The sequence below is a fragment of the Ruegeria arenilitoris genome (assembly GCF_013030265.1).
Taxonomy (GTDB): domain Bacteria; phylum Pseudomonadota; class Alphaproteobacteria; order Rhodobacterales; family Rhodobacteraceae; genus Ruegeria; species Ruegeria arenilitoris_E.
The window spans coordinates 199,037-218,541 of the sequence record NZ_WPZQ01000008.1 but is presented as its reverse complement, the minus strand read 5'-3'; the positions used below and the strand labels follow the sequence as shown (position 1 = coordinate 218,541).

Here is a 19,505-nt window from a genome sequence, read left to right as displayed (position 1 = left end):
GTCCTTCTTGGTCGTCTTGTTGTTATTATTCGGCTGGGACGCTTTGTGCGTCGCCGCTGTCACGCGCCGCATCAATCAGGGCGCGGCGTGCCAGTGCATAGTTGTCCTCGCCTCCGGCACGCTTGGCACGCCGGTCATCCAGAATGCGTTCAACCGCATCCAATTGGCCTGCTCGAAGACCGGAGTCGATAGTAATACGTTCAAATACATCGCGTTGGGCATGGCTTCCACCCGCCAGTTGCATCGAGCCGCGCGCGCTTGACAAAAAGTCGAACGCGGCTCCGTATTGCCCGTCGCCAAATGCTTCAAGACCCTTGGCGGCTGCGACACCCGGATCGGACATGCGAACGGGGGTATCCCCATGGTTGCGACCAGCGTCTTTCTGAATACGCTGCAGCATTTTTCCGGTCGCATCCGAGCGATTGTCCCCGGTCAGCGCCAGCAGGTAATGCAAATCGGCAAAGATCAGGCAACCATCTTCGGTCCGAGCGGCGCTGAGGTCGGCCAGTTCTTCCCAACGATCACCGACATTTACGCCCTCCAACTCAAGTCGGGACAGCAGCGATGTGGCATTTGAAATATCGCGATAATCGTCGGTTTTGTCTTTGCGGATGCTTTGATCGTAAAGTTCGATCACCCGATCAACCTGACCAAGATCCAGATGCATCAGCGCCTTGTGCCACCAGACGTGATAGCGGAAGTTGTTGCAGTGCGCCCAGGCGGCTTCACGTCCTGCCAGCCAGTCGAGGCCGAGTTGCGCATTTCCCGTCATCTCGTGCACATGCGCGACCGCGTGAAGGCCCCACGCATCATCTGAAACCATCCAAAGAGCCTGACGCCCGGCGATTTCGGCCTTTTCGTAGGCGCCTGTCTCTTCCAGTGCGAATGAGTGGCAGCCCAGCAGATAACCACGGCCCGCGTGGTCGGGTTCGTAGGTGGGCAGCACCCGCTCGATCGAGCGACGCATACCTTGCGAATCCCCCAGAACGAAACGGGTCGCATGGCTTAGTTTCATCGCAAGCGTATCTTGCGGATGTGACCTTAGTATCTCTTCGAATTTTTGCACGGCCTGCGAGGGAAGGTCGGCAAGATAAAGTGCCAAAGCCTCAACATACAGTTTTTCGCGGGCAGAAACGGGCTGACGCTCCATTGCGGTATTGGCGGCTGTAAGTGCGTCTGCCGCGACCGGCAGCATTTCGCGCCGACCCAGCAAGACCATGAACAGCCCCTTGATCGCGTGACCTAATGCGAAATCAGGTTCCAGCTCCAAAACTTTGCCCAAATGTTGGGGTGTGATTGCCGCATGCGCCATGAACCCAAGCAGAACACCATCCCAGGCTTCGACGCTCTCGGGCTTGGTCAGAGTGTTCATTTGTCCAAAAACGTCTTGTTTCATACTTGGGTCCAATCTGCTTGCGATATTTGACACTGTTCGATTTATCAGAGTCTGCGGGCGGGTCGTAACAGTATCGACCCTGCTCTCGAATTGGTGAAAAGCTGTGTGCGTAAAAAGCGAAAAAAACCGCCGATTCAAGGGCATGTTTCAGCAACATGCCGCCTAAATGATCAGAGTGTTTCAATCCTCAAATGGGTTTTCGGCATCCAGAACGGCCCGAGTATCGGCACCAAACACAGGTGGTGCAGTGCGATATGTTACAGGCGTGCGTGAGAGTTTGAGTGGATTTCCGATCAGTTGAACCTTACCCGGATCGGCCTGCATGGCGATCTGCATCTGTCTTGCAGCAACCTGTTCGGTGCCAAAAACCTGATCCAGCGACTGCACCGGTCCAACGGGAACTTTCAATTCCTCCAGCGCATTGATTGCCGAGCTCGTATCAACCTTTTGCATCGCCGGACGCAGCACGGCGTTAAGTGCGTCCCGGTTCTCCAGTCGTGCTGGATTGGTGGCGAAGCGAGGGTCGTCGGCCAGTTCCGGAAGCCCGATGTACCCACAAAAACGCCCGAACTGGCTGTCATTTCCGACTGCCAAAATCACGTGCCCATCTGCAGTTTCGTAAACGTCGTAAGGGACTATGTTCGGATGACCGTTCCCGCGTCGCTGCGGTACGCTTCCAGATGTCAGGTAGTTGACGCCTTCGTTGATGAGCCATGCAATCTGAGCATCGACAAGGGCCAGATCGATCTGTTGCCCTTCACCGGTCAGGTCGCGGTGGCGCAAGGCTGCCAGAATCCCAACACTGGCATACATCCCGCACATCACATCCGCGATGCCAACTCCTACTTTCATAGGTGCGCCTTCGGGCTCGCCGGTCAGTGACATGATGCCGCCGTAGCCCTGCGCCATGAGATCATACCCCGGCTTGGCCGAGTTGGGGCCGGTTTGTCCGTAGCCTGAGATCGAACAGTAGACGAGCCCCGGTAGATCTTTTGACAAGGTCTCGTAGTCCAGACCGTATTTTGCCAACCCGCCGGGTTTGAAATTCTCGATCAGGATATCGGCGTGCGAGGCCAATCGACGAATTTCCGATTGTCCCTCAGAGGTCGTGATGTCAATCGCGACGGATTTCTTGTTGCGGTTGGCGGCCATGAAATAGGCACTAAGGTCCGAACGATTACCGTCGGTATCCTCGACATAAGGCGGACCCCATTGGCGAGTGTCATCGCCGCCCGTGGCCGGGTTTTCAATTTTGATCACGCTGGCACCCAGATCACCCAGCAATTGTGTGCAGGTAGGACCGGCCAGAATGCGGGACAGGTCCAGAACCTTGACGCCCTTCAGTGGCCCCTCAGATCCGGCCATCATACCCTCCACGGTCAATCTCCGCCGCGATGACGGTGAAGCGATCGGCTTTCACAGCCGCATCCAATGCCATTCGCAGTTCCTCCCGGTTTCGGACCGTATGACCGTACCCGCCGAACGCGCGTCCCATGGCGGCAAAATCGTGACGGTCAAAATCTACTCCACGGTTGCCCATTTGACGCTGTCGTTGCTTCAATTCGATCAGCGCGAGGCTGGCGTCGACGAAAACCAGGAAGATGGGGTTTCCACCCATCTCAGCGGCTGTGGATAGCTCACCGGCCACCATCAGGAATCCCGCATCCCCTGAAAAGCTGATGACCGGGCGATCCGGCTCGGCCAGTTTGAGGCCAATTGCCATCGGAACGGCACAACCCATCGTGCACAAGGCCGACGATTGGATCAGCCCGCGCGCCTCGTGGCACTGCCACATCTGGCTGAGCAGGATACGGTGCGCACCGCTATCGGCGGTGGCAAGCGTTTCCTTGGGCAGTACATCCCTTGTCTCGGCTATTACCGCGGCAGGGCCCCATTCGTCGTCGCTTGGAAAAGCCTTGCTAAGCGCTTCTTTAACCTGCTCCGGCTCTCCATCAGGCCATGTCGCCCGTGCCGGGTTGCCTTTTGCGATGGCTTCGAGTGTGGCAGCGGTGTCAGCAACCAGGTTCAGACCCGCCTGATGCATGTAGTGATCATTCACCACCGCAGAGATATCAATCACGCGTTTGTCTACGGGATCCCAAATCTCGCGCCAGCCGGGGCGCATCTCGATTGGATCGTATCCCAAGCAGAGGATCAGGTCGGCTTGTTCAACCAGAGGCACCAGATGCTTGTCGGCCAACGGAGATAACCCTGCGCCCCCTAGGCATAGCGGGTTATCCTCAGGCACGATCCCCTTGGCCTTGTAAGTGGTCACAAACGGAATCCCGAAATGTTCCAGAAACGCGCATACGACACTGCGAGAGTCATCATACAGAACATCCAGACCGATGATGGCGAGGGGTCGTTCGGCATTGGCCACCCAACGGCGGGCTTTTTCCAGACAATCACCCTCCGGCGCAACGGCAGCGGGCTTTGCCAGGCGGCGGCGTTTGCTGTTGCTGATGCGGGTGTCAGCGACCGAGATCGGCACATCAATATGCACCGGGCCGGGCCGGGGTTGATTGGCCAGTGATACGGCTTTGTCTGCGATGATGTCAGCACCTTCTGCGGTCAGCAGAAAGGTCCCCTTGGTTATGGACCGGTAGACCTGACTGTGATCCATGACCTGATGCGTGTAGGTCAGCGCTTCATCTGCATCGACACAGCCGGTCAGTACAATCATCGGCACCCGGTCCTGCAGCGCATTCGCAACCACATTGATGCCGTTCATCGCCCCGGGACCAAGTGTTGCTACCAGAATGGCGGGTGCGCCATCGCGGTGATGCACGGCCTCGGCCATGAATCCCGCAGCGTTTTCGTGCTTGGTCAGATGGAAGGTGATTCCAGCCTGTTCGAGAGCATCGACCAGTGTCAGTACCTCACCGCCGGGCATACCAAATGCGTGGCGGCAACCGGCCTCATACAGCCTTTGGGCCAAAAGATCAGCAGCGCGGGGGGACAGGTCCTGCATCAGTCATGCTCCGAAATTCGTGTTACGCAGCAGATTGCGGAGGACGCCTCGGGACGCAAGGCGCATCACGTCAGTGTGACTATTTGACTGCGCTTTCAGCAATGGCCTGAAACTTATCGTCCAATTCTTCGGCAATGTCGGCCAAGGGCTCACCACCCTCATAGACATATGGGGCAAAAACAAAGCTGGGCGTTTTGTAGGACAGGGTGGCTGTGCCGTCGTCATTCTCGGTTACATAGAACCGGATCGGGGCTTCGATCATAGCCGCTGTCGAAGTCTCGAGAACGCGAACTGCATAGTCATTGTTGAAAACACCAATCACGCGATTTCCGGGGATCGTAATCCCCCGGGCAGCGGCCGCTTTGGTCGGTCCAGCCTGCGTTACCACGATGAGACCGTTTTCTTTCACGGCGCTTTTTGTATCGTGCACGAGCTGCTGATAACTCTTGTCGGTCGGATAGACAGCCCAGCCAGAAAGTGGTTCCGTATTCTCGGCCCATGCGGGCAGAGCGAACAGACAAAGCGCAGACCAAAGCGATTTCATCAAGCAACCTCCAAGGGTTTGAGTGTGAGATTGATGCCAGATATAACTTTCCGGTGCACTCACATTCTCGTGCGCTCATTGCGACCACGGACTTGTGTCACAGCGCTGAAAGCTTCAGAAACAGCGGAACTCAAGATTAAGGTGAAACGTATTTGGCGCAGACCCGGCTATTAATTTGCACCAGTTGTTCCGGCACGCGCGATCGTGATGCCGAACGGAAAGCCGTACAAGCGGCATTGACCGGCATTGACCTTGCGGCGGAGATCGAAATCGCAGAACACGCCTGTTTCAGTGGATGCAGCGAACCAACGTCGATCGCCCTGCAGGGCGAAGGCATGGCGTCATATGTTTTTTCGGGTATCGATATCGTTGCAGATGCGGATGATATTGCTGCAACTTGTCGGGCGTATCTGGACAGCCCTGCAGGCTGGATCGAAGACGCCCGACCGTGTGGGCGGCTTCGCTTGTGTTTGCGGGCGCGTATTCCGGCGCTCTAATCCACTTGTACAGTTACCGAAGCGCTGACTGGTATGTCTTCAACCATCAGCGGGCTGTGGCTGTTGGCATTCAGCGATACCTTAATCTCAACCTCACCCTTGGGCAGATCGGAGATGTGCATCCAATTGCCGTAAAGACGCGCGAGTTTCGTACCATTCACATAGACATGCGCATGACCTTCACCGGGATTGTCCGCAGCAGAGGCGTTTTCGGGCGCAAACCGAAAGTTCCGAGGCATGACATGCAGGTTCCATCCGGCCATTGGGTCCTGCGTTACCGCAATTTCCAGACCGGGCGCATCCTGACCGGCAGGCAGGTTGATGGCGGTCGAATGATCATGCGCCATGGCTTCGGCATGAGAACCGCCATGTTGATTGGGGTCCGCATGGTCGTGGCCGTCAAATGTGACGCCATTGGCCGCGGCGAGAACGAAACCAGCGCCTCCGCCAAAGACCAGACCAATTGCAAAGAGGGCAAGTGAGCGAGCCATTTCTGTTCCTTGAGCCAAAAAAGAACCCGCCGGGCGGGGCCCGGCGGGATGACATATTGGGGTATCAGGCTGCCGCTTCGGCGCGTTTGCCTTCGCTTTGCCAGAAGTAGCCGGCAAATGCGCCAACCAGAACCCATGCGACAAGGCCGATGCCAAAGGCACGTGCGGCAAACAGAGCACCGATTTCGGTTGGGACCGGTCCGGTGAAGACATCCGGTTCAGGTGCGCCGATCAGATGTGGAGCAACGAGCAACGCTGCCGCAATCACGTAGCTGATGATGTTGCCACCAAACGCAATCAGCCACATGGCAACCGCCGCAGCCGCGACAGTGGCGAACCACCAGATTTGCCGTGCGTAAACATCTGCAGCAGCAACGCCAGGAACTTCGGGTGCCAGGCTAAAGCCGGGAGCAAAGTGAACCGCGATAAAGCCCGCCAGACCCCACAGAACACCTGTGCGACCATCGATCTTGTGACCCTGACCTTCGGCCACAGACATAAGGGCAACCAGAACCAGTGCGTAACCAGTATAGGTGAGCATGGTGAAGATGACGCTCAGCGCGTCGCGTGTCAGCTCAGAGAACATGCCCGGTAGCTCGGGATGGGCCGTGACAGCTTCTCCGCCGAAATGCACCAGTTCACCGGACTCATAGAGCTCGGCGTGTAACAGAACGGGTTGCACAAATACAAGCTGCAGCAAGGCGGCAATCAGCCCCGCTGCAGCACCAGCGAACAACGCGCTGGTCAAAATGCGACTGAACATCTGCTTAGTGGCAGGGGAAACCGGTTGCGTGGCGCACGTCATGTGCCGCGTCATGCAAGCCAGATGCCTGAACATGGCCGGTCAGGGTGATGATACCCAGGCCCAGAACCACTGCGAACATTACCGGCAGAAAGCCTGTCTTTGCAGCAGATGCTGTTTGAGTTTGTGTCGTCATTTCTTGTCCTCCAGTGCCGTCGCACCCGACGGCTGGTGTTTCTACGTTCGCCTGGCAGGTCTCCTGGCTCGCGGGTCGGTGCCTCTGTTCGCCTTCCCCCCGAAATCGGGAGTGGCTGGTTGAACAGGGGCTCACCGCTTACAGTCGCGGGGGCGGCTTTGGCTTTGACCTCAGACGAAGTCGCACCACATTCCCTCTTAGCATCCGGATTTCTCCGGCAGGACCAGACCCGATCATTTAGCCGCGATGCGCAGGTTTGCGCAATCGCCATTTGCGACGTTTTCGGTCAAATCACGCGCTTTTTCAGAACGTAGATGTCCATGATCCAGCCATGATCGGTTCGTGCCTGTGCACGAGTTGAGAGAATCTCATCACAAACTTCGGACAAAGTTCCGTTGATCAGGATTTCTTCTTCCATACCGACGTAAGCGCCCCACCAGATGTCATAATTTGCCATATCAAGGCTCTGGAACGAACATTCGCCGTCCAGCATCACTGCGACGGTTGAAGCAGCCTCAGGCCAACCCTCGTCCCGGATACGGCGACCGGTTGTAACGACATAGGGTGCGCCGATATCGTTGATCGGAATCCCATGTGCTGCGGTCAGAGCCTGCAGGGCGGTGATACCGGGAATCACCCGTTTGATCGGTTGCGGTGAGAGGCGCGCAGCGATTCGCAGCGAACTGTCATAAAGTGAGGGGTCGCCCCAGATCAGTAGGGCCACGTTTTGTGCGTCAGGATGGGATGCGATCGCTTCCTGCCAGCGCAGTGCGATTGCATCATGCCATTCATCCACCCCACGCAGATAGCCATCATCGGCCCTACGCTTGGGGATGTCGAAATAGGCGATTTGCGGAGCCGCTTCAGTGACTTGAGAAATGATCTTCTCACGTAAGCCGGCAAGATCTGCCTTGTTCTCACCCTTGCGCGGGATCAGGATCAGATCAGCTGCACGAATTGCCTCCGCACCCTGAAATGTCAGGTGATCCGGATTGCCTGTACCGATCCCTATCAGGCTCAGTTCATACATCATCGAACTCCGCCAGCGGTCCATAGAGTATCAGTGCCGGGGCTGTTCCGATTTCAGACTGCAGCCGTTCCGACAACGCTCCGATGGTCGAGCGGTGCAGCGACTGATCGGGTGTCGAGACAGATTCTGCCATCAGCGCGGGCGTGTGCAAAGGCAAACCGTGTGCATGCAGCGCCTCGACAAGCAGCGGGAAAGTGCGTTTGCCCATGAAAACAACTGTGGTCGCCCCCGAATCCGCCAACGCCGACAGGTTCAGATCTTCGGGCAGCTTGCCGCTGACATCGTGGCCGGTGACAAATTGTACACGGCGTGCTGTCAGGCGGCGGGTCAGCGGAATGCCTGCGGCTGCCGCGGCGGCGACGGCAGATGGAATTCCGGGGATGATTTCATACTCGATCCCCGCCGCCTTCAGCGCGACCAGTTCTTCTTCAAGCCGCCCGAACATACCTCCGTCACCTGATTTCAGGCGAACGACATGGGCACCGGTTTGTGCATAGTCGACCAGCAGACGGCTCACATGATCCTGCTTGGGTGAGGGGCGACCAGCACGCTTTCCTACACCCACCAAATCTGCGTCCTCACGGGCGTGGGTAAGGATAGGTCCGCTACTGAGATCGTCGAACAAAACCGCATCGGCCTTTTGCATCCGGTCAACGGCCTTGAGCGTCAGCAGTTCCGGATCTCCGGGGCCTGAGCCGATGAACGAGACGAAACCGCTCATGCTGAGGCCTCTGCAATCAGATGAAAGAATGTGCCGGTGACGTTGCCCCGAACTGATCCTGTCTGCGGTCCTTCCGCACCTTCTGCGTCAAAGACTCGCGCAAGAGGGGCATCGGGCTGTTCGACAATAGACGAATAATGGAACTCGTGCCCGCGAAGCGCTGTACCAACCGCGAAACCGGGCATCTTTGCCAACAACTCGGCTTTGCGATACCCGAGGTTGAACTTGCGCTTCTCATAAGAGGTCACAAGACCGAGTAGTCCCGCCATTTTGTGTGGCGTACCTTCCTTGTCGATCAGCACGTCCCCCAAAGCCATGTATCCACCGCATTCACCATGCACTGGACGGTTTTCCGCGTGCTTGCGTAGACCGGCAAGGAAAGTGTCAGCCGCTGCCAGAGTGCCGGCATGCAATTCAGGATAACCTCCTGGAAGCCAGACAATATCTGCATCGTCGGCAGGCGCTTCATTGGCCAACGGCGAGAATGGCAGGATTTCAGCACCCGCAGCACGCCAACCTTTGAGAAGGTGCGGATAGGTAAAGGAAAATGCTTCGTCTCTGGCCAGCGCAATCCTTTGGGCCGGGGGGCGCGGCAGCGCGGTCGGAGATGACCCATTGGGGCCTGAGGAGGCAGCCTCCTTGATCGCATCCAGATCCACATGTTCACGCAGAAAGGCCGCGTATCCGGCAATCGCGCTTTCCAGATCAGGGTGCTCGACCGCTTGTATCAATCCAAGGTGCCGCTCTGGCAAAGTTAGATCACCCCGACGCGGCAATACACCCAACACCGGCAGACCCGCACGCTCCATACCTAGACGTGTCAGGCGTTCATGCCGCGGGCTCGCGCAACGGTTTAGGATCACCCCGGCGAAGGGCAGATCCGGATTGTACATCCGAAATCCTAGCGCCGTGGCGGCAGCCGATTGTGCCTGTCCGCCTACGTCCAGCACCAAAACCACGGGCCATCCCATCCGCAGGGCTGTTTCGGCGCTGGATCCGTGGCCCAGTTCTCCGGGCTTGGCGACCCCATCAAATAGTCCCATGGAACCTTCGGCCACGACAATATCTGCGCCCTCTGACTGCGCCGAGATCGCGTTAAGCAATGGCTCACCCATCGCCCAGCTATCCAGGTTGAACGAGTCCCGGCCAGCCGCCGCCCTGTGAAAAGCGGGATCGATGTAATCCGGGCCGCTTTTGAACGGTTGTACCGTCAGTCCATCTTCGGCCAGAGCACGCAAAAGACCCAGCATCACTGTGGTTTTTCCGGTGCCTGAGGATGGTGCCGAAATCAGAATTCCGGGAGGATTAGTCATCACCATGGCTCCAGCTTGACCACGGGCTTTCCGCGCTCTGCGGACGATAGCGGCGGTCATAGGTTTTGGAGTACAGGCAGCTTTCGTCAAAGCCCTCGCCAGCCAGCGCCGGCCCCACCATGATCAATGCTGTGCGAGAGATGCTCTCGTCCAGCGCATCTTTCAGGGTTGCCAGGGTGGCGCGGATAATCTGCTCATCCGGCCAACTGGCGCGATAGACAACAGCCACCGGACAGTCAGAGCCATAGGCAGGCACCAAATCTGAAATCACCTTGTCCAGATTGCCGATCGACAGGTGAATGGCCAATGTTGCGCCAGTGCGGGCAAAGTTTTCCAGCGTTTCGCCCTCGGGCATCGACGAAGCACGCCCGGGAGTGCGGGTCAGGACGACAGATTGAGCAAGCCCGGGAAGGGTTAGCTCGGTTCCAAGTGCTGCGGCAGCGGCGGCAAAAGATGGCACGCCTGGCGTTACGCTAACCGGAATGCCTTCGGCCTTGAGCCGACGGATCTGTTCACCCATGGCCGACCAGACCGACAAGTCGCCTGAATGCAACCTCGCCACGTCCTGTCCGTCTTCGTGAGCTGCTTTGATTTCGGCTACGATCTGATCCAGATCCATTGGCGCGGTGTTCACGATCTTTGCACCTTCTGGGCAATGGCCCAGAATTTCCTCTGGCACCAATGAGCCCGCATAAAGGCATACCGGGCAGGATGCGATGATATCGCGTCCGCGCAGGGTCAGCAGGTCGGCGGCACCTGGTCCGGCGCCGATGAAATGAACGGTCATATCTGTCCTCCGATAGCGATCGCGCATGTCGCAAGGCGATCGTCCGAAATCTGTCTGGGTGAGAGTAGCCGCGCACCGGGTCCGGCTGCGGCGAGAGCGGATGCTTCGGCCACGCTGCCAGTGCCATAGGTGGCACGACTGCGGTTCGAGCAGGTGAGAGTACGCTGACCCGCCAGTTCGGCAGCAGCTATGAAATGCAGGGGCAGGGCGGACGATTCTGCAAAGGCAGTCAGTGCTTCGTGCCCCTCTTTGTCCGCGACTGTTGCGAGAGCTTCCACAGCATGATCGGCAGTAGCGAGATTGAATGCCGTCTGCAGGCTCTCTGCGGTGGCGTTTGAGGAAAACCCAAGTCCTGCGACGATCATAACGTCACGCTCCACTGCACAACCGGGTAGGCTGATTTCCAACCACGCCGGGGGCCAAGCGCTGACGCCTGCGCCAGTTCGATGCGCAGCAATTCACCGCCAAGCTTGTCTTGCCACTTGGCCAGCAACGCCTCGCTTTCCAGTGTAACCGCATTGGCGACCAGCCGCGTGCCTATAGAGAGGTTGGACTGCAACCAGACCAGCAGCTCTTCGCTGAGACCGCCGCCGATGAAAACGACATCGGGCAGTGGCAGCCCTGACAGTCCGTCCGGTGCAGTACCATGCACGACGTTGAGACGATCCTGACCCAACGTATCGGCATTTCTGCGAATGCGTTCGGCGCGGTCTTCGCGCGGTTCAATCGAAGTTGCGGTCAGGGTAGCGTCGCACATCAGCCATTCGATGCTGATTGATCCGGTTCCTCCCCCGATATCCCAAAGATGCTCGCCCCGTTGTGGAGCCAAAGCCGAAAGGGTCAGGGCGCGTATTGGACGTTTGGTGATCTGACCGTCGGTTTCGAAGATATCATCCGGCTTTCCCGAAGCCTTGGGGAATGCACGGCCGGTGCCTGCAACTTCAAGGCCAACGCAGACGGGATGCTCAAACGATCCGAGCAGAGCTTCGGTCAACGAAATGCTCTGAGAGCGTTCGCGCGGCCCGCCAAGCGCTTCCATTACGTGAAGCGAAGTATCGGCAAATCCGGTTTCGTTCAGATATGTTGCAAGCTCGGCAACAGCAGCCCCGTTGCGAAGCAAAATAATCGCACGCAGACTGGGGGCCAGATGGGGTCGTAAACGGGTCAGAGGGGCGGCATGCAATCCAAATGTCAGCGTGCCTTCCAAAGGCCAGCCAAGCCGTGCGGCTGCCAGTGAAAAGGTCGATTGACCAGGAAGTGCCGTCCATTCTCCCGGCTCGAAGTGGCGCGCAATGACTGAGCCTGCACCGAACCAGAACGGATCGCCTGATGCCAAAACAATCGTCCTGCGCCCTGTCTGTTTGCTCAGTAACGGCAGGCCGTCAGAAAACGGAACCGGCCATTCGATGCGCTCAGCATTTGATTCAGGGATCAATGATAGATGCCGGGGTGGACCCATGATGACTTCGGCGCGTTCCAGCACTTGACGGCTTGCGGGCGACAGGCCATCCAGTCCATCTTCACCCAACCCCAGAACGGTCAGCCACGGAGTATCAGTCATGTCCCACCTCCTGATCCTTGGTGGCACCACCGAGGCCAATGCGTTGTCCACGGCGGTGGCTGAAAAAGGTATCACAGCAACCTATTCTTATGCGGGCAGGGTAGACAATCCGCGTCCGCAACCCCTGCCGGTTCGCGTTGGTGGATTTGGCGGTGCCGAGGGGTTGGTGCGCTATATACGTGATCATGGGATCAGCCATGTCGTTGACGCGACGCATCCCTTCGCAGCCCAGATGAGCCACAACGCCTTTAGGGCCTGCAGTGAAGCTGGTGTGAGCCTGGCCGCCCTGACGCGTGCAGCCTGGGCTGAGCAGGAGGGGGACCAATGGCAGCGCGTTGCCAGTATTGATGCTGCAGTCGCTGCACTGAACGGAGCTGCCAAGCGCGTGTTTTTGGCTGTTGGTCGCATGCACCTTGAGGACTTTGCCACCCAACCTCAGCATCATTACCTGCTGCGGTTGGTTGATGAGCCGAATGAATTGCCGCTGCCGAATTGCGAGGTTGTGGTGTCGCGTGGACCGTTTTCGCTGGACGATGACCTTGCGCTGATGAAGCGGCACGGAACTGAGCTGGTTGTGTCCAAGAACGCAGGCGGCACCGGTGCGCGCGCCAAGCTGGATGCCGCGCGAGCGCTGGGCGTGCCGGTGCTTATGATCGACCGTCCCGCCCTGCCGCAGCGGACGGAATTGTCGAGTGTCGCACAGGTTCTGGACTGGCTGTCTCATTCCGGGGTGAACCTCGGGGTGTAGACGATCGGGGTGCCATCCCTTTCGATGACGCGGGTGCGGGAGGAACCTACAATCACAACGGTCTGCATGTCAGCCATGTCAGGTGTTGCGTCGGCCAATGTCGAGATACGGATTGCCTCATCAGCACGAGAGACGGCGCGCGCAAACAGGATCAGCCGCTCCGGCTCGCATTCTTCGCGCAGGATTTCCAGCGTCTTTACAAAACCCTCTGGGCGGGACTTCGAGCGCGGGTTGTAGAACGCCATCGAGAAATCGGCCTGCGCTGCAAGGCGCAGACGCTTTTCGATCAGTGACCACGGCTTGAGGTTATCACTCAGATTGATCGCGCAGAAATCATGGCCCATCGGAGCACCGGCCCGGGCTGAGGCCGCGAGCATCGCGGTGATGCCGGGAAGGACATCAATTTGGATTTTACGCCATTCGTCCGGACCATTCTCCAGCGCTTCGAATACCGCCGCTGCCATCGCAAAAACACCCGGATCCCCCGAGGAGACCACAACGACGCGCTTACCTTCCGCAGCCATTTGCAAAGCGTGCTGAGACCGGTCAATCTCGACCCGGTTGTCACTTGCGTGCAGGGTCAGTCCTTCGCGTTCTGCCACACGCGCAACGTAAGGAATATAACCAACCACATCCGTAGCGTCGGCGAGCGCCGCAGAAACCTCTGGCGTCACAAGTGCCTCGTCACCCGGACCAAGGCCTGCGATCTTGACCCATCCGCTCATGGCCGTCGTCCCTGCCCATGCACAATGATGATCGAGAAATAGGGCGTGAGTCCTTCACAATTCTCTGAAAGTTTACAGACCCTTTGGTTTGGCATCTGCGCATATTCAACGATCCAGGCGCGGTCGTACAATCCAGAGGCCTGCAATGAGCGTTTGACCTTGTCGATGTTGCGGCCGATCTTCATCACCACCAGCGCGTCTGTCTGCGCCATACGACTGGTCAGCTCTTCCTCGGGCAGCGTGCCAACCAGAACGGTCAGCACATCATCTCCCCAGGTGATTGGATCTCCGGTTGCAGTCCATGCACCAGACATGCCGGTGATTGCAGGAACAACCTCGACCGGAGCTTGTTCGCGCAGACGGGAATAAAGATGCATGAACGAGCCGTAGAAGAATGGGTCGCCTTCGCACAGAACAACGACATCTTCACCCTGATCAGACAGAGCTTTCAGATGCGCAGTGCACGCTTCGTAAAACTCGGCAAGCAGTTCATTATAGCGAGGATCAGACAGAGGGATCTCGGTCGTGACCGGATATTCCATAGGAAATTCAATCGCATCGCCGGGGATCATCCCGTTTACGATATTGCGTGCCTGACCGCTGCGGCCCGGTTTGCGGAAGAACGCCACATGTTTGGCATTTCGCAACAGTCGATCGGCTCGGACACTCATCAGATCCGGATCGCCGGGGCCGAGACCCACGCCGTATATCTTGCCCACGTTCATTCGGCGCGGCTCGCGATGGCGTTGACTGCTGCAACAGTGATGGCGCTGCCTCCCAACCGGCCTTTGACGATGCACGAGGGAACAGGTTGTGCTTCCCACAGGGCGTCTTTGGATTCTACTGCGCCGACAAATCCCACCGGGCAACCGATGATGGCCGCCGGGCGAGGGCAGTCAGGGTCTTCAAGCATGTTCAGAAGATGGAACAACGCGGTTGGCGCGTTACCGATCGCGACCAGCGCACCTTCCAGTTTTGGACGCCAAAGCTCCAGCGCCGCAGCCGAGCGGGTGTTGCTCATCTCAGCAGCCAGCGGACGAACACGTTCATCATGCAGAGTGCAGACAACTTCGTTGTCAGCGGGCAGTCGGAACCGTGTCACGCCTTCGCTGACCATACGGGCGTCGCACAGGATCGGCGCGCCGTTTTCCAGCGCGGTGCGGGCAGTCGAGACGAAGTCAGGCGAAAAATGCACGAACTCTTCCAACCCGACCATGCCGGCCGCGTGGATCATGCGAACGGCAACCTGCTCCTCGTCGGCGTCAAACCGGGCCAGATCGGCTTCAGACCGGATGGTTGCAAAGCTCTCTTTGTAGATCGCCGCGCCATCGGTTTCGTATTCATAGGGCATCAGGTCAGGTCCATGGTCATAAGTGTTTCGGGGGTTAGCCCGCGCTGGATGGGCTCATCCCCCGCGCGGCCCTGTTTGACAAGATCAAATCGTCCTGCGCTACCAACCAGTGTGATATCCGCAGGTCCCATACGGGCACATCCTTTCGTGCAGCCCGAGACATGCAGGTTGCCGCTGACACGCTGCGCCAGCTCGCGTGCGATACCCCTGGTCTCAACTTCCGCCTGCGGGCAGAGTGGTGCGCCGGGGCAGGCGTCGGTAGTCATCAGCGGGTCAGTGCCGTCTGTAACGAAGTCGGGTGCAGATATCGTTGCTCCACCTTCCAGCAGGAACATCCGCCAAGGTGTAACGCGCATGGCAAGCGCACCAGATTTGCCGATCAGATCAGACAGCTGTTTCGCCGGCAATTGACCGAACGGCGCGCCATAGACGGGGCCAAGTAGATATGTGCCTGGCTCTAACGGCTCACCAATTGCGCAAGGATGATCACCAAGCCACTCAGTCGGCAGCTGCCGGGATGAGATCAGGCGTGCCATGCGGCGGGTCTCGGGAGTGAAATGCGTCGAGAACCACACAGCGAGTTCGATCAATCGGTCTATTGCCTCACCCTCGGTCACGGAACGGCCCGATTCGCAACCGTCAGCGCGCAGGATCAATCCGGCCTCTCCAAGCTCCAGTCGAATATCAGCCGAATCTCCGGCCAGCTGTCGCTTGGGCCCTGTATCGATGGCAAAGCCAAACTTTGCGGGCAGGGCGGGGAGTTCTCCCAGTCTTTCGATCAATTCGTGTGCCAATCGAGTGGTCAGATCGTCGGCTTGATAGAGCGGCGAGACCAGAATGTTGCGACGAACCTCAATTCCCGGCTCGGCATCCAACAGATCCAGCGCTGCTAGTTCGGCCAACAGTGATCGATGATCCGCCTCGGTGACGCCCCGAAGTTGCAGGTTGGCGCGATTAGTCAGGTCGATGGTGCCGTTGCCGAACCGCTCTGCCAATTCACAAAGTCCCAAGGTCTGGGCTGCGCTAAGCCGCGCCAGCCGGGGACGCACCCGCACCACCAGCCCGTCACCTGACATCATCGGTCGGTGTGCGCCAGGGCACCAACCCTGGACTACAGGTTTTGAGGAGCGGGCACTCATCCCAGCCCCTCCAGATCAGCGCGGATTGAGTTCCGGCGTGTATTCCAAAGCCCGGCCTCCAGCAGCGCACGGAAACGGTCCTGCATCGCCTGATGCGCCTGAGGGTTGGCCTCTTGCAGGAAGGCATCGACCTCGGCGTCGCCAAGAGTGGCGTCGTGGTACAGGTCGAACAGATGGGGCGCGACCGTGCCAGACAGATGCGCGAACGAGGCCATGTGATCCAGAGTCGCCGCAATCTCGGCTGCACCACGAAACCCGTGCCTTTGCATCCCCGCAATCCAGCCCGGGTTGGCAGCACGGGCATGGACCACACGGCTGATTTCCTCGGGCAGAGTGCGCGCACATGGCTTTTCGGGGTTGGTATTGTCCAGATGATACAGCTGCGCGGTGCCGCCGGTGATCTTCTTGGCAGCCGCAAACCCGGCCTCATGGGTGGCATAGTCATTGGCCAACAGAAGGTCGGTTTCAGTCAGGTCCTGCAGGTGGACGAAACTGTCAGCGTTGGCGACCCGCTGGGTAATTCCGTCTTTGTCCTGTGCGATATGCTCGCCTTCCAGCGCGAACGAACTGGCGTCCAGCCAAGCCTGCCCGGCCTGTTCGCGCGCCTCATCGGTGTAGGTTTCGGATAGATGAGTCATGTTCAGGCCATAGCTGCCCGGCGCTGGGCCATAGACTCGGGCTGCCGGAACCTGCCCCGCATAGGGGTTCCAGTCGGGCGCTTCGTCACGTTCGCACAAAGCGCGAACGGCCTGACCATAAAGCGCCGAGAGGGTTGGAAACACGTCACGGAACAGGCCCGAAACACGCAGAGTGACATCCAAACGCGGGCGGCTGAGATCGGTAATCGGCAGCACCTCGATGCCGGAAACCCGCTCGGATCCCTTGTCCCAGACCGGTTTCACGCCCAGCAGGTGCAGGGCCATGGCGAATTCCTCGCCAGCTGTGCGCATCGTGGCAGAACCCCACAGGTCGACGATCAACCCTTTGGGATAATCGCCTTCTTCCTGCAGATGCCGGCGCACCAGTTCCTCGGCCAGTTTCACGCCTTGGGTGTATGCGGCACGGGTCGGAACCGAACGCGGGTCAGTTGTGTAGAGGTTTCGCCCAGTGGGCAGCACATCCGAGCGTCCGCGATAGGGTGAGCCCGACGGTCCGGCTTCGATCCGTTTCCCGGCCAGTGCATCGATCAGGGCACTGCGTTCGGCATGGGCCGAGGGGGCAGGGTCAAAATTGCCCGTCACCTCAGGCACCCGGCCAAAGATGTGCAAACCGTCGCCAAACTGGCTTTCCTTGATGTCGCAGACAAATCGGTCGATGCGGGTGATTGCCTCGGCAGTGCAGGTAGCTTGATCCAGACCAAGGTCGCTTTCCAACCCAATGGCCTGAGCCTCGTCGCGGATATCTTCCTGCAAGCGGTCTCGGCGTTTAGGGTCAAGCCCGTCTGCGTTCGAGAACTCATCCAGCAGCGATTCAAGCCGAACCATCCGATCCGGCGTGCCACTTTCCTTCATCGGTGGTGGGATATGGCCCAGCGTGACCGCCCCGATCCGGCGCTTGGCCTGCGCGGCCTCGCCAGGGTCATTGACGATGAAGGGATAGATCACCGGAAGATCGCGGATCAGAACTTCTGGCCAGCACTCGTCGGAAAGGGCGACCGACTTGCCCGGAAGCCATTCCAGTGTGCCATGTGCGCCGATATGGATCAGCGCATCGGCACCAAGGCTTTTGCGCAGCCACAGATAGAATGCGACGTAGCTGTGGCGCGGGGTGCGCGACAGGTCATGGTAATCGTCATCGCGCAATTCAGGCGTGCCGCGTTCAGGCTGAAGCGCGACCAGCGCTTTGCCCCGGCGCACGGCAGTGAAGTGAAACGCGCCATCGGTGAATACCGGGTCATCTTCAGGGTTGCCCCAGACGGTTTTCAGATCTGAACGTAATTGCTCTGGCAACTGGGCAAGTGCGGTGCGGTAATCCTGCAGCGGCCACGATATGCGGGCGTCCAGCAGAGTTTCGGCAATCGGCTCTGCGGGTGCAGTGTCATAGCCTTCACCCTGCAAATCGGACAACATCGCCTCAGCCGAGGCCAGTGCATCAAGGCCCACCGCATGGGCCATCTGCCAGTCCTTACCGGGATATGTGGACAGCACCAGAGCGGGCACCTGATCTGCTTTGGGACGGTCGTGCAGGTTCAGCCAACCGGTCACACGGTCGATGATTGCTTCGATCCGTTCAGGTTCCGCCCGGTGGGCAAAGCGGGAATACTCAAGGTGCGGGTCGCGTTTGCCGGGCTCTTTGAAAGAAGCGATACCTGCCGAGATGCGCCCATCCACTTCGGGCAAAACCACATGCATGGCGAGGTCGGCGGGCGAAAGGCCGCGTTCCGCCTCAGCCCATGCTTTGCGGCGCGAGGTCGCCAGAGCAACCTGAAACACTGGCATATTAGCAGCGTCCAAGGGGGATGTCCCCGACGTGCCTTTGCCCGAGAATGAGGTGGCATTGATGATTGCGGATGGGTTCAGGGCAACAACTTGTTCACGTAGCCAATCGGCGGCTGCGGGCGCTTTCAAAGATGGCGCGAACAGCCCAACCGCGTCCAGACCACGGTCTCGTAAGCTGCGGATCAAGGCTGCGATCGGCGCAGTGTCCGCCGAGGTCAGATAGGCCCGATAGAAGCTCACAAGGATGCGCTTCGCGCCGCCTGAGAAGGCGTTGTCTGCCGGGATAACGCCGCGATCGGGGCACCAAGCTCCGCATTCTGGCAGGGTTTTTGCACCCATCACCGGCCCGGCATAAAGCCCCGCGGCCAGAGCCATCTGAGCCAAGGCAGCTTGCGCGGCAACTTCTCCACCAGTGTCGCACAGATGAGCCAGCCGCCGCAGGGTCGAAACAGGCAGGGTCGAATAGTCATCCAGCCGCGTGTCCTCGCGCCCGTCCGCGGGCAGAACGGCCAGTGCAATGCCTTTGTCCTGCGCCAGCGAAAGAACTTGCTGCAGGCCATAGGACCAGTAGGGCACACCGCCGATCAGACGGATCAGAATGCCTTTGGCCCCCTCAAGCGTCTGCTCGACATAGGTGTCGACGGACAGCGGGTGTTTCAACGCCGTCAGATTGGCCAGCCGCATCGTTGGCATTCGCCCTTCGGCACCGCCACCGCGATGCCATCCTGCCGCAAAAGCACCCAGGTCGCTGTCCGAGAAAGACAGCACCACCAGATCCGCCGGGCTCTGGCCCAGATCGGTTGGGGTTTCAGTTTCTTCTAACCCGTGGCTTTCGCGGAAGACGACGTGCATGGC

20 protein-coding genes and 1 riboswitch are annotated in these 19,505 nt (G+C 58.8%); of the genes, 2 read left to right on the top strand and 18 right to left on the bottom strand.

The window, feature by feature from the left end:
• Positions 1-25 precede the first annotated feature (25 nt).
• From GOX61_RS15915 to GOX61_RS15900, 4 genes are all read right to left on the bottom strand, one after another.
• Entirely contained in the window at positions 26-1,396 is a 1,371-nt protein-coding gene (locus GOX61_RS15915; protein ID WP_170335284.1) for a tetratricopeptide repeat protein, read from the bottom strand.
• Positions 1,397-1,576: 180 nt separating this feature from the next.
• Positions 1,577-2,761, bottom strand: a complete 1,185-nt coding sequence (locus GOX61_RS15910) for a CaiB/BaiF CoA transferase family protein (RefSeq protein WP_170335283.1) — start codon at positions 2,759-2,761, stop codon at positions 1,577-1,579.
• The gene (locus GOX61_RS15905) at positions 2,748-4,367 is read right to left on the bottom strand and encodes a thiamine pyrophosphate-binding protein (protein WP_170335282.1); all 1,620 of its coding nucleotides are present in this window, start codon (positions 4,365-4,367) and stop codon (positions 2,748-2,750) included. The genes GOX61_RS15910 and GOX61_RS15905 overlap by 14 nt, the downstream gene beginning before the upstream one ends.
• 79 nt (positions 4,368-4,446) lie before the next feature.
• Entirely contained in the window at positions 4,447-4,911 is a 465-nt protein-coding gene (locus GOX61_RS15900) for a DUF302 domain-containing protein (protein ID WP_170335280.1), read from the bottom strand.
• A gap of 152 nt (positions 4,912-5,063) precedes the next feature.
• Here GOX61_RS15900 and GOX61_RS15895 point away from each other — a divergent pair, with 152 nt between their 5' ends.
• Entirely contained in the window at positions 5,064-5,408 is a 345-nt protein-coding gene (locus tag GOX61_RS15895) for a DUF1636 family protein (protein WP_170335278.1), read from the top strand.
• On the opposite strand, the gene GOX61_RS15890 is transcribed toward GOX61_RS15895, so the two are convergent.
• The 9 genes from GOX61_RS15890 to cbiE form a co-directional block, all read right to left on the bottom strand.
• A complete protein-coding gene (locus GOX61_RS15890) occupies positions 5,405-5,899 on the bottom strand; it encodes a hypothetical protein (protein ID WP_170335277.1) in 495 nt (164 codons plus the stop codon). The genes GOX61_RS15895 and GOX61_RS15890 overlap by 4 nt on opposite strands.
• Before the next feature lie 64 nt (positions 5,900-5,963).
• Entirely contained in the window at positions 5,964-6,662 is a 699-nt protein-coding gene (locus GOX61_RS15885; protein WP_170335275.1) for a CbtA family protein, read from the bottom strand.
• A 4-nt stretch (positions 6,663-6,666) separates the two neighbouring features.
• On the bottom strand, positions 6,667-6,837 hold the full coding sequence (locus GOX61_RS15880) for a CbtB domain-containing protein (protein WP_155151693.1): 171 nt from the start codon (positions 6,835-6,837) through the stop codon (positions 6,667-6,669).
• A gap of 36 nt (positions 6,838-6,873) precedes the next feature.
• A riboswitch (cobalamin riboswitch) is annotated at positions 6,874-7,080 on the bottom strand.
• A gap of 43 nt (positions 7,081-7,123) precedes the next feature.
• Positions 7,124-7,867, bottom strand: a complete 744-nt coding sequence (gene cobF, locus GOX61_RS15875) for a precorrin-6A synthase (deacetylating) (protein WP_170335273.1) — start codon at positions 7,865-7,867, stop codon at positions 7,124-7,126.
• Positions 7,860-8,588, bottom strand: coding sequence for a uroporphyrinogen-III C-methyltransferase (cobA, locus tag GOX61_RS15870; protein WP_170335271.1), 729 nt, complete (start codon positions 8,586-8,588; stop codon positions 7,860-7,862). The genes cobF and cobA overlap by 8 nt, the downstream gene beginning before the upstream one ends.
• Positions 8,585-9,907 (bottom strand): cobyrinate a,c-diamide synthase, encoded by a 1,323-nt coding sequence (locus GOX61_RS15865; RefSeq protein WP_437436576.1) that lies wholly within the window; start codon positions 9,905-9,907, stop codon positions 8,585-8,587. Before GOX61_RS15865 ends, cobA begins: the two co-directional genes overlap by 4 nt.
• Complete coding sequence (gene cobM / locus GOX61_RS15860) at positions 9,894-10,688, bottom strand: precorrin-4 C(11)-methyltransferase (protein WP_170335267.1); 795 nt, start codon at positions 10,686-10,688, stop codon at positions 9,894-9,896. The genes GOX61_RS15865 and cobM overlap by 14 nt, the downstream gene beginning before the upstream one ends.
• Complete coding sequence (locus GOX61_RS15855; RefSeq protein WP_170335348.1) at positions 10,685-11,053, bottom strand: cobalamin biosynthesis protein; 369 nt, start codon at positions 11,051-11,053, stop codon at positions 10,685-10,687. Before GOX61_RS15855 ends, cobM begins: the two co-directional genes overlap by 4 nt.
• Positions 11,050-12,249, bottom strand: a complete 1,200-nt coding sequence (gene cbiE, locus GOX61_RS15850; RefSeq protein ID WP_170335265.1) for a precorrin-6y C5,15-methyltransferase (decarboxylating) subunit CbiE — start codon at positions 12,247-12,249, stop codon at positions 11,050-11,052. The genes GOX61_RS15855 and cbiE overlap by 4 nt, the downstream gene beginning before the upstream one ends.
• Between cbiE and GOX61_RS15845 the strand changes: the two genes are divergently transcribed.
• The gene (locus GOX61_RS15845) at positions 12,248-12,997 is read left to right on the top strand and encodes a cobalt-precorrin-6A reductase (protein WP_170335263.1); all 750 of its coding nucleotides are present in this window, start codon (positions 12,248-12,250) and stop codon (positions 12,995-12,997) included. The genes cbiE and GOX61_RS15845 overlap by 2 nt on opposite strands.
• On the opposite strand, the gene cobJ is transcribed toward GOX61_RS15845, so the two are convergent.
• The 5 genes from cobJ to cobN are packed head-to-tail and all read right to left on the bottom strand — an operon-like array spanning position 12,970 to position 19,502.
• Complete coding sequence (gene cobJ / locus GOX61_RS15840; RefSeq protein ID WP_170335261.1) at positions 12,970-13,722, bottom strand: precorrin-3B C(17)-methyltransferase; 753 nt, start codon at positions 13,720-13,722, stop codon at positions 12,970-12,972. The two genes, GOX61_RS15845 and cobJ, sit on opposite strands and share 28 nt — an antisense overlap.
• Positions 13,719-14,447, bottom strand: a complete 729-nt coding sequence (locus GOX61_RS15835; RefSeq protein WP_170335259.1) for a precorrin-2 C(20)-methyltransferase — start codon at positions 14,445-14,447, stop codon at positions 13,719-13,721. Before GOX61_RS15835 ends, cobJ begins: the two co-directional genes overlap by 4 nt.
• Positions 14,444-15,073 carry a precorrin-8X methylmutase gene (locus tag GOX61_RS15830; RefSeq protein WP_170335258.1) on the bottom strand — a complete coding sequence of 210 codons (630 nt, stop codon included), beginning with the start codon at positions 15,071-15,073 and terminating at the stop codon, positions 14,444-14,446. The genes GOX61_RS15835 and GOX61_RS15830 overlap by 4 nt, the downstream gene beginning before the upstream one ends.
• Positions 15,073-16,212, bottom strand: coding sequence for a precorrin-3B synthase (gene cobG, locus GOX61_RS15825; RefSeq protein ID WP_170335256.1), 1,140 nt, complete (start codon positions 16,210-16,212; stop codon positions 15,073-15,075). Before cobG ends, GOX61_RS15830 begins: the two co-directional genes overlap by 1 nt.
• Positions 16,209-19,502, bottom strand: coding sequence for a cobaltochelatase subunit CobN (gene cobN / locus GOX61_RS15820; protein ID WP_170335254.1), 3,294 nt, complete (start codon positions 19,500-19,502; stop codon positions 16,209-16,211). The genes cobG and cobN overlap by 4 nt, the downstream gene beginning before the upstream one ends.
• Positions 19,503-19,505 lie beyond the last annotated feature (3 nt).

What these genes read in the sequence shown, in the direction of transcription:
- GOX61_RS15915 (WP_170335284.1), bottom strand. Translation starts at nt 1,396, where the DNA reads ATGAAACAAGACGTTTTTGGACAAATGAACACTCTGACCAAGCCCGAG.
- GOX61_RS15910 (WP_170335283.1), bottom strand. Translation starts at nt 2,761, where the DNA reads ATGGCCGGATCTGAGGGGCCACTGAAGGGCGTCAAGGTTCTGGACCTG.
- GOX61_RS15905 (WP_170335282.1), bottom strand. Translation starts at nt 4,367, where the DNA reads ATGCAGGACCTGTCCCCCCGCGCTGCTGATCTTTTGGCCCAAAGGCTG.
- GOX61_RS15900 (WP_170335280.1), bottom strand. Translation starts at nt 4,911, where the DNA reads ATGAAATCGCTTTGGTCTGCGCTTTGTCTGTTCGCTCTGCCCGCATGG.
- GOX61_RS15890 (WP_170335277.1), bottom strand. Translation starts at nt 5,899, where the DNA reads ATGGCTCGCTCACTTGCCCTCTTTGCAATTGGTCTGGTCTTTGGCGGA.
- GOX61_RS15885 (WP_170335275.1), bottom strand. Translation starts at nt 6,662, where the DNA reads ATGTTCAGTCGCATTTTGACCAGCGCGTTGTTCGCTGGTGCTGCAGCG.
- GOX61_RS15880 (WP_155151693.1), bottom strand. Translation starts at nt 6,837, where the DNA reads ATGACGACACAAACTCAAACAGCATCTGCTGCAAAGACAGGCTTTCTG.
- cobF (WP_170335273.1), bottom strand. Translation starts at nt 7,867, where the DNA reads ATGTATGAACTGAGCCTGATAGGGATCGGTACAGGCAATCCGGATCAC.
- cobA (WP_170335271.1), bottom strand. Translation starts at nt 8,588, where the DNA reads ATGAGCGGTTTCGTCTCGTTCATCGGCTCAGGCCCCGGAGATCCGGAA.
- GOX61_RS15865 (WP_437436576.1), bottom strand. Translation starts at nt 9,907, where the DNA reads ATGGTGATGACTAATCCTCCCGGAATTCTGATTTCGGCACCATCCTCA.
- cobM (WP_170335267.1), bottom strand. Translation starts at nt 10,688, where the DNA reads ATGACCGTTCATTTCATCGGCGCCGGACCAGGTGCCGCCGACCTGCTG.
- GOX61_RS15855 (WP_170335348.1), bottom strand. Translation starts at nt 11,053, where the DNA reads ATGATCGTCGCAGGACTTGGGTTTTCCTCAAACGCCACCGCAGAGAGC.
- GOX61_RS15845 (WP_170335263.1), top strand. Translation starts at nt 12,248, where the DNA reads ATGTCCCACCTCCTGATCCTTGGTGGCACCACCGAGGCCAATGCGTTG.
- cbiE (WP_170335265.1), bottom strand. Translation starts at nt 12,249, where the DNA reads ATGACTGATACTCCGTGGCTGACCGTTCTGGGGTTGGGTGAAGATGGA.
- cobJ (WP_170335261.1), bottom strand. Translation starts at nt 13,722, where the DNA reads ATGAGCGGATGGGTCAAGATCGCAGGCCTTGGTCCGGGTGACGAGGCA.
- GOX61_RS15835 (WP_170335259.1), bottom strand. Translation starts at nt 14,447, where the DNA reads ATGAACGTGGGCAAGATATACGGCGTGGGTCTCGGCCCCGGCGATCCG.
- GOX61_RS15830 (WP_170335258.1), bottom strand. Translation starts at nt 15,073, where the DNA reads ATGCCCTATGAATACGAAACCGATGGCGCGGCGATCTACAAAGAGAGC.
- cobG (WP_170335256.1), bottom strand. Translation starts at nt 16,212, where the DNA reads ATGAGTGCCCGCTCCTCAAAACCTGTAGTCCAGGGTTGGTGCCCTGGC.
- cobN (WP_170335254.1), bottom strand. Translation starts at nt 19,502, where the DNA reads ATGCACGTCGTCTTCCGCGAAAGCCACGGGTTAGAAGAAACTGAAACC.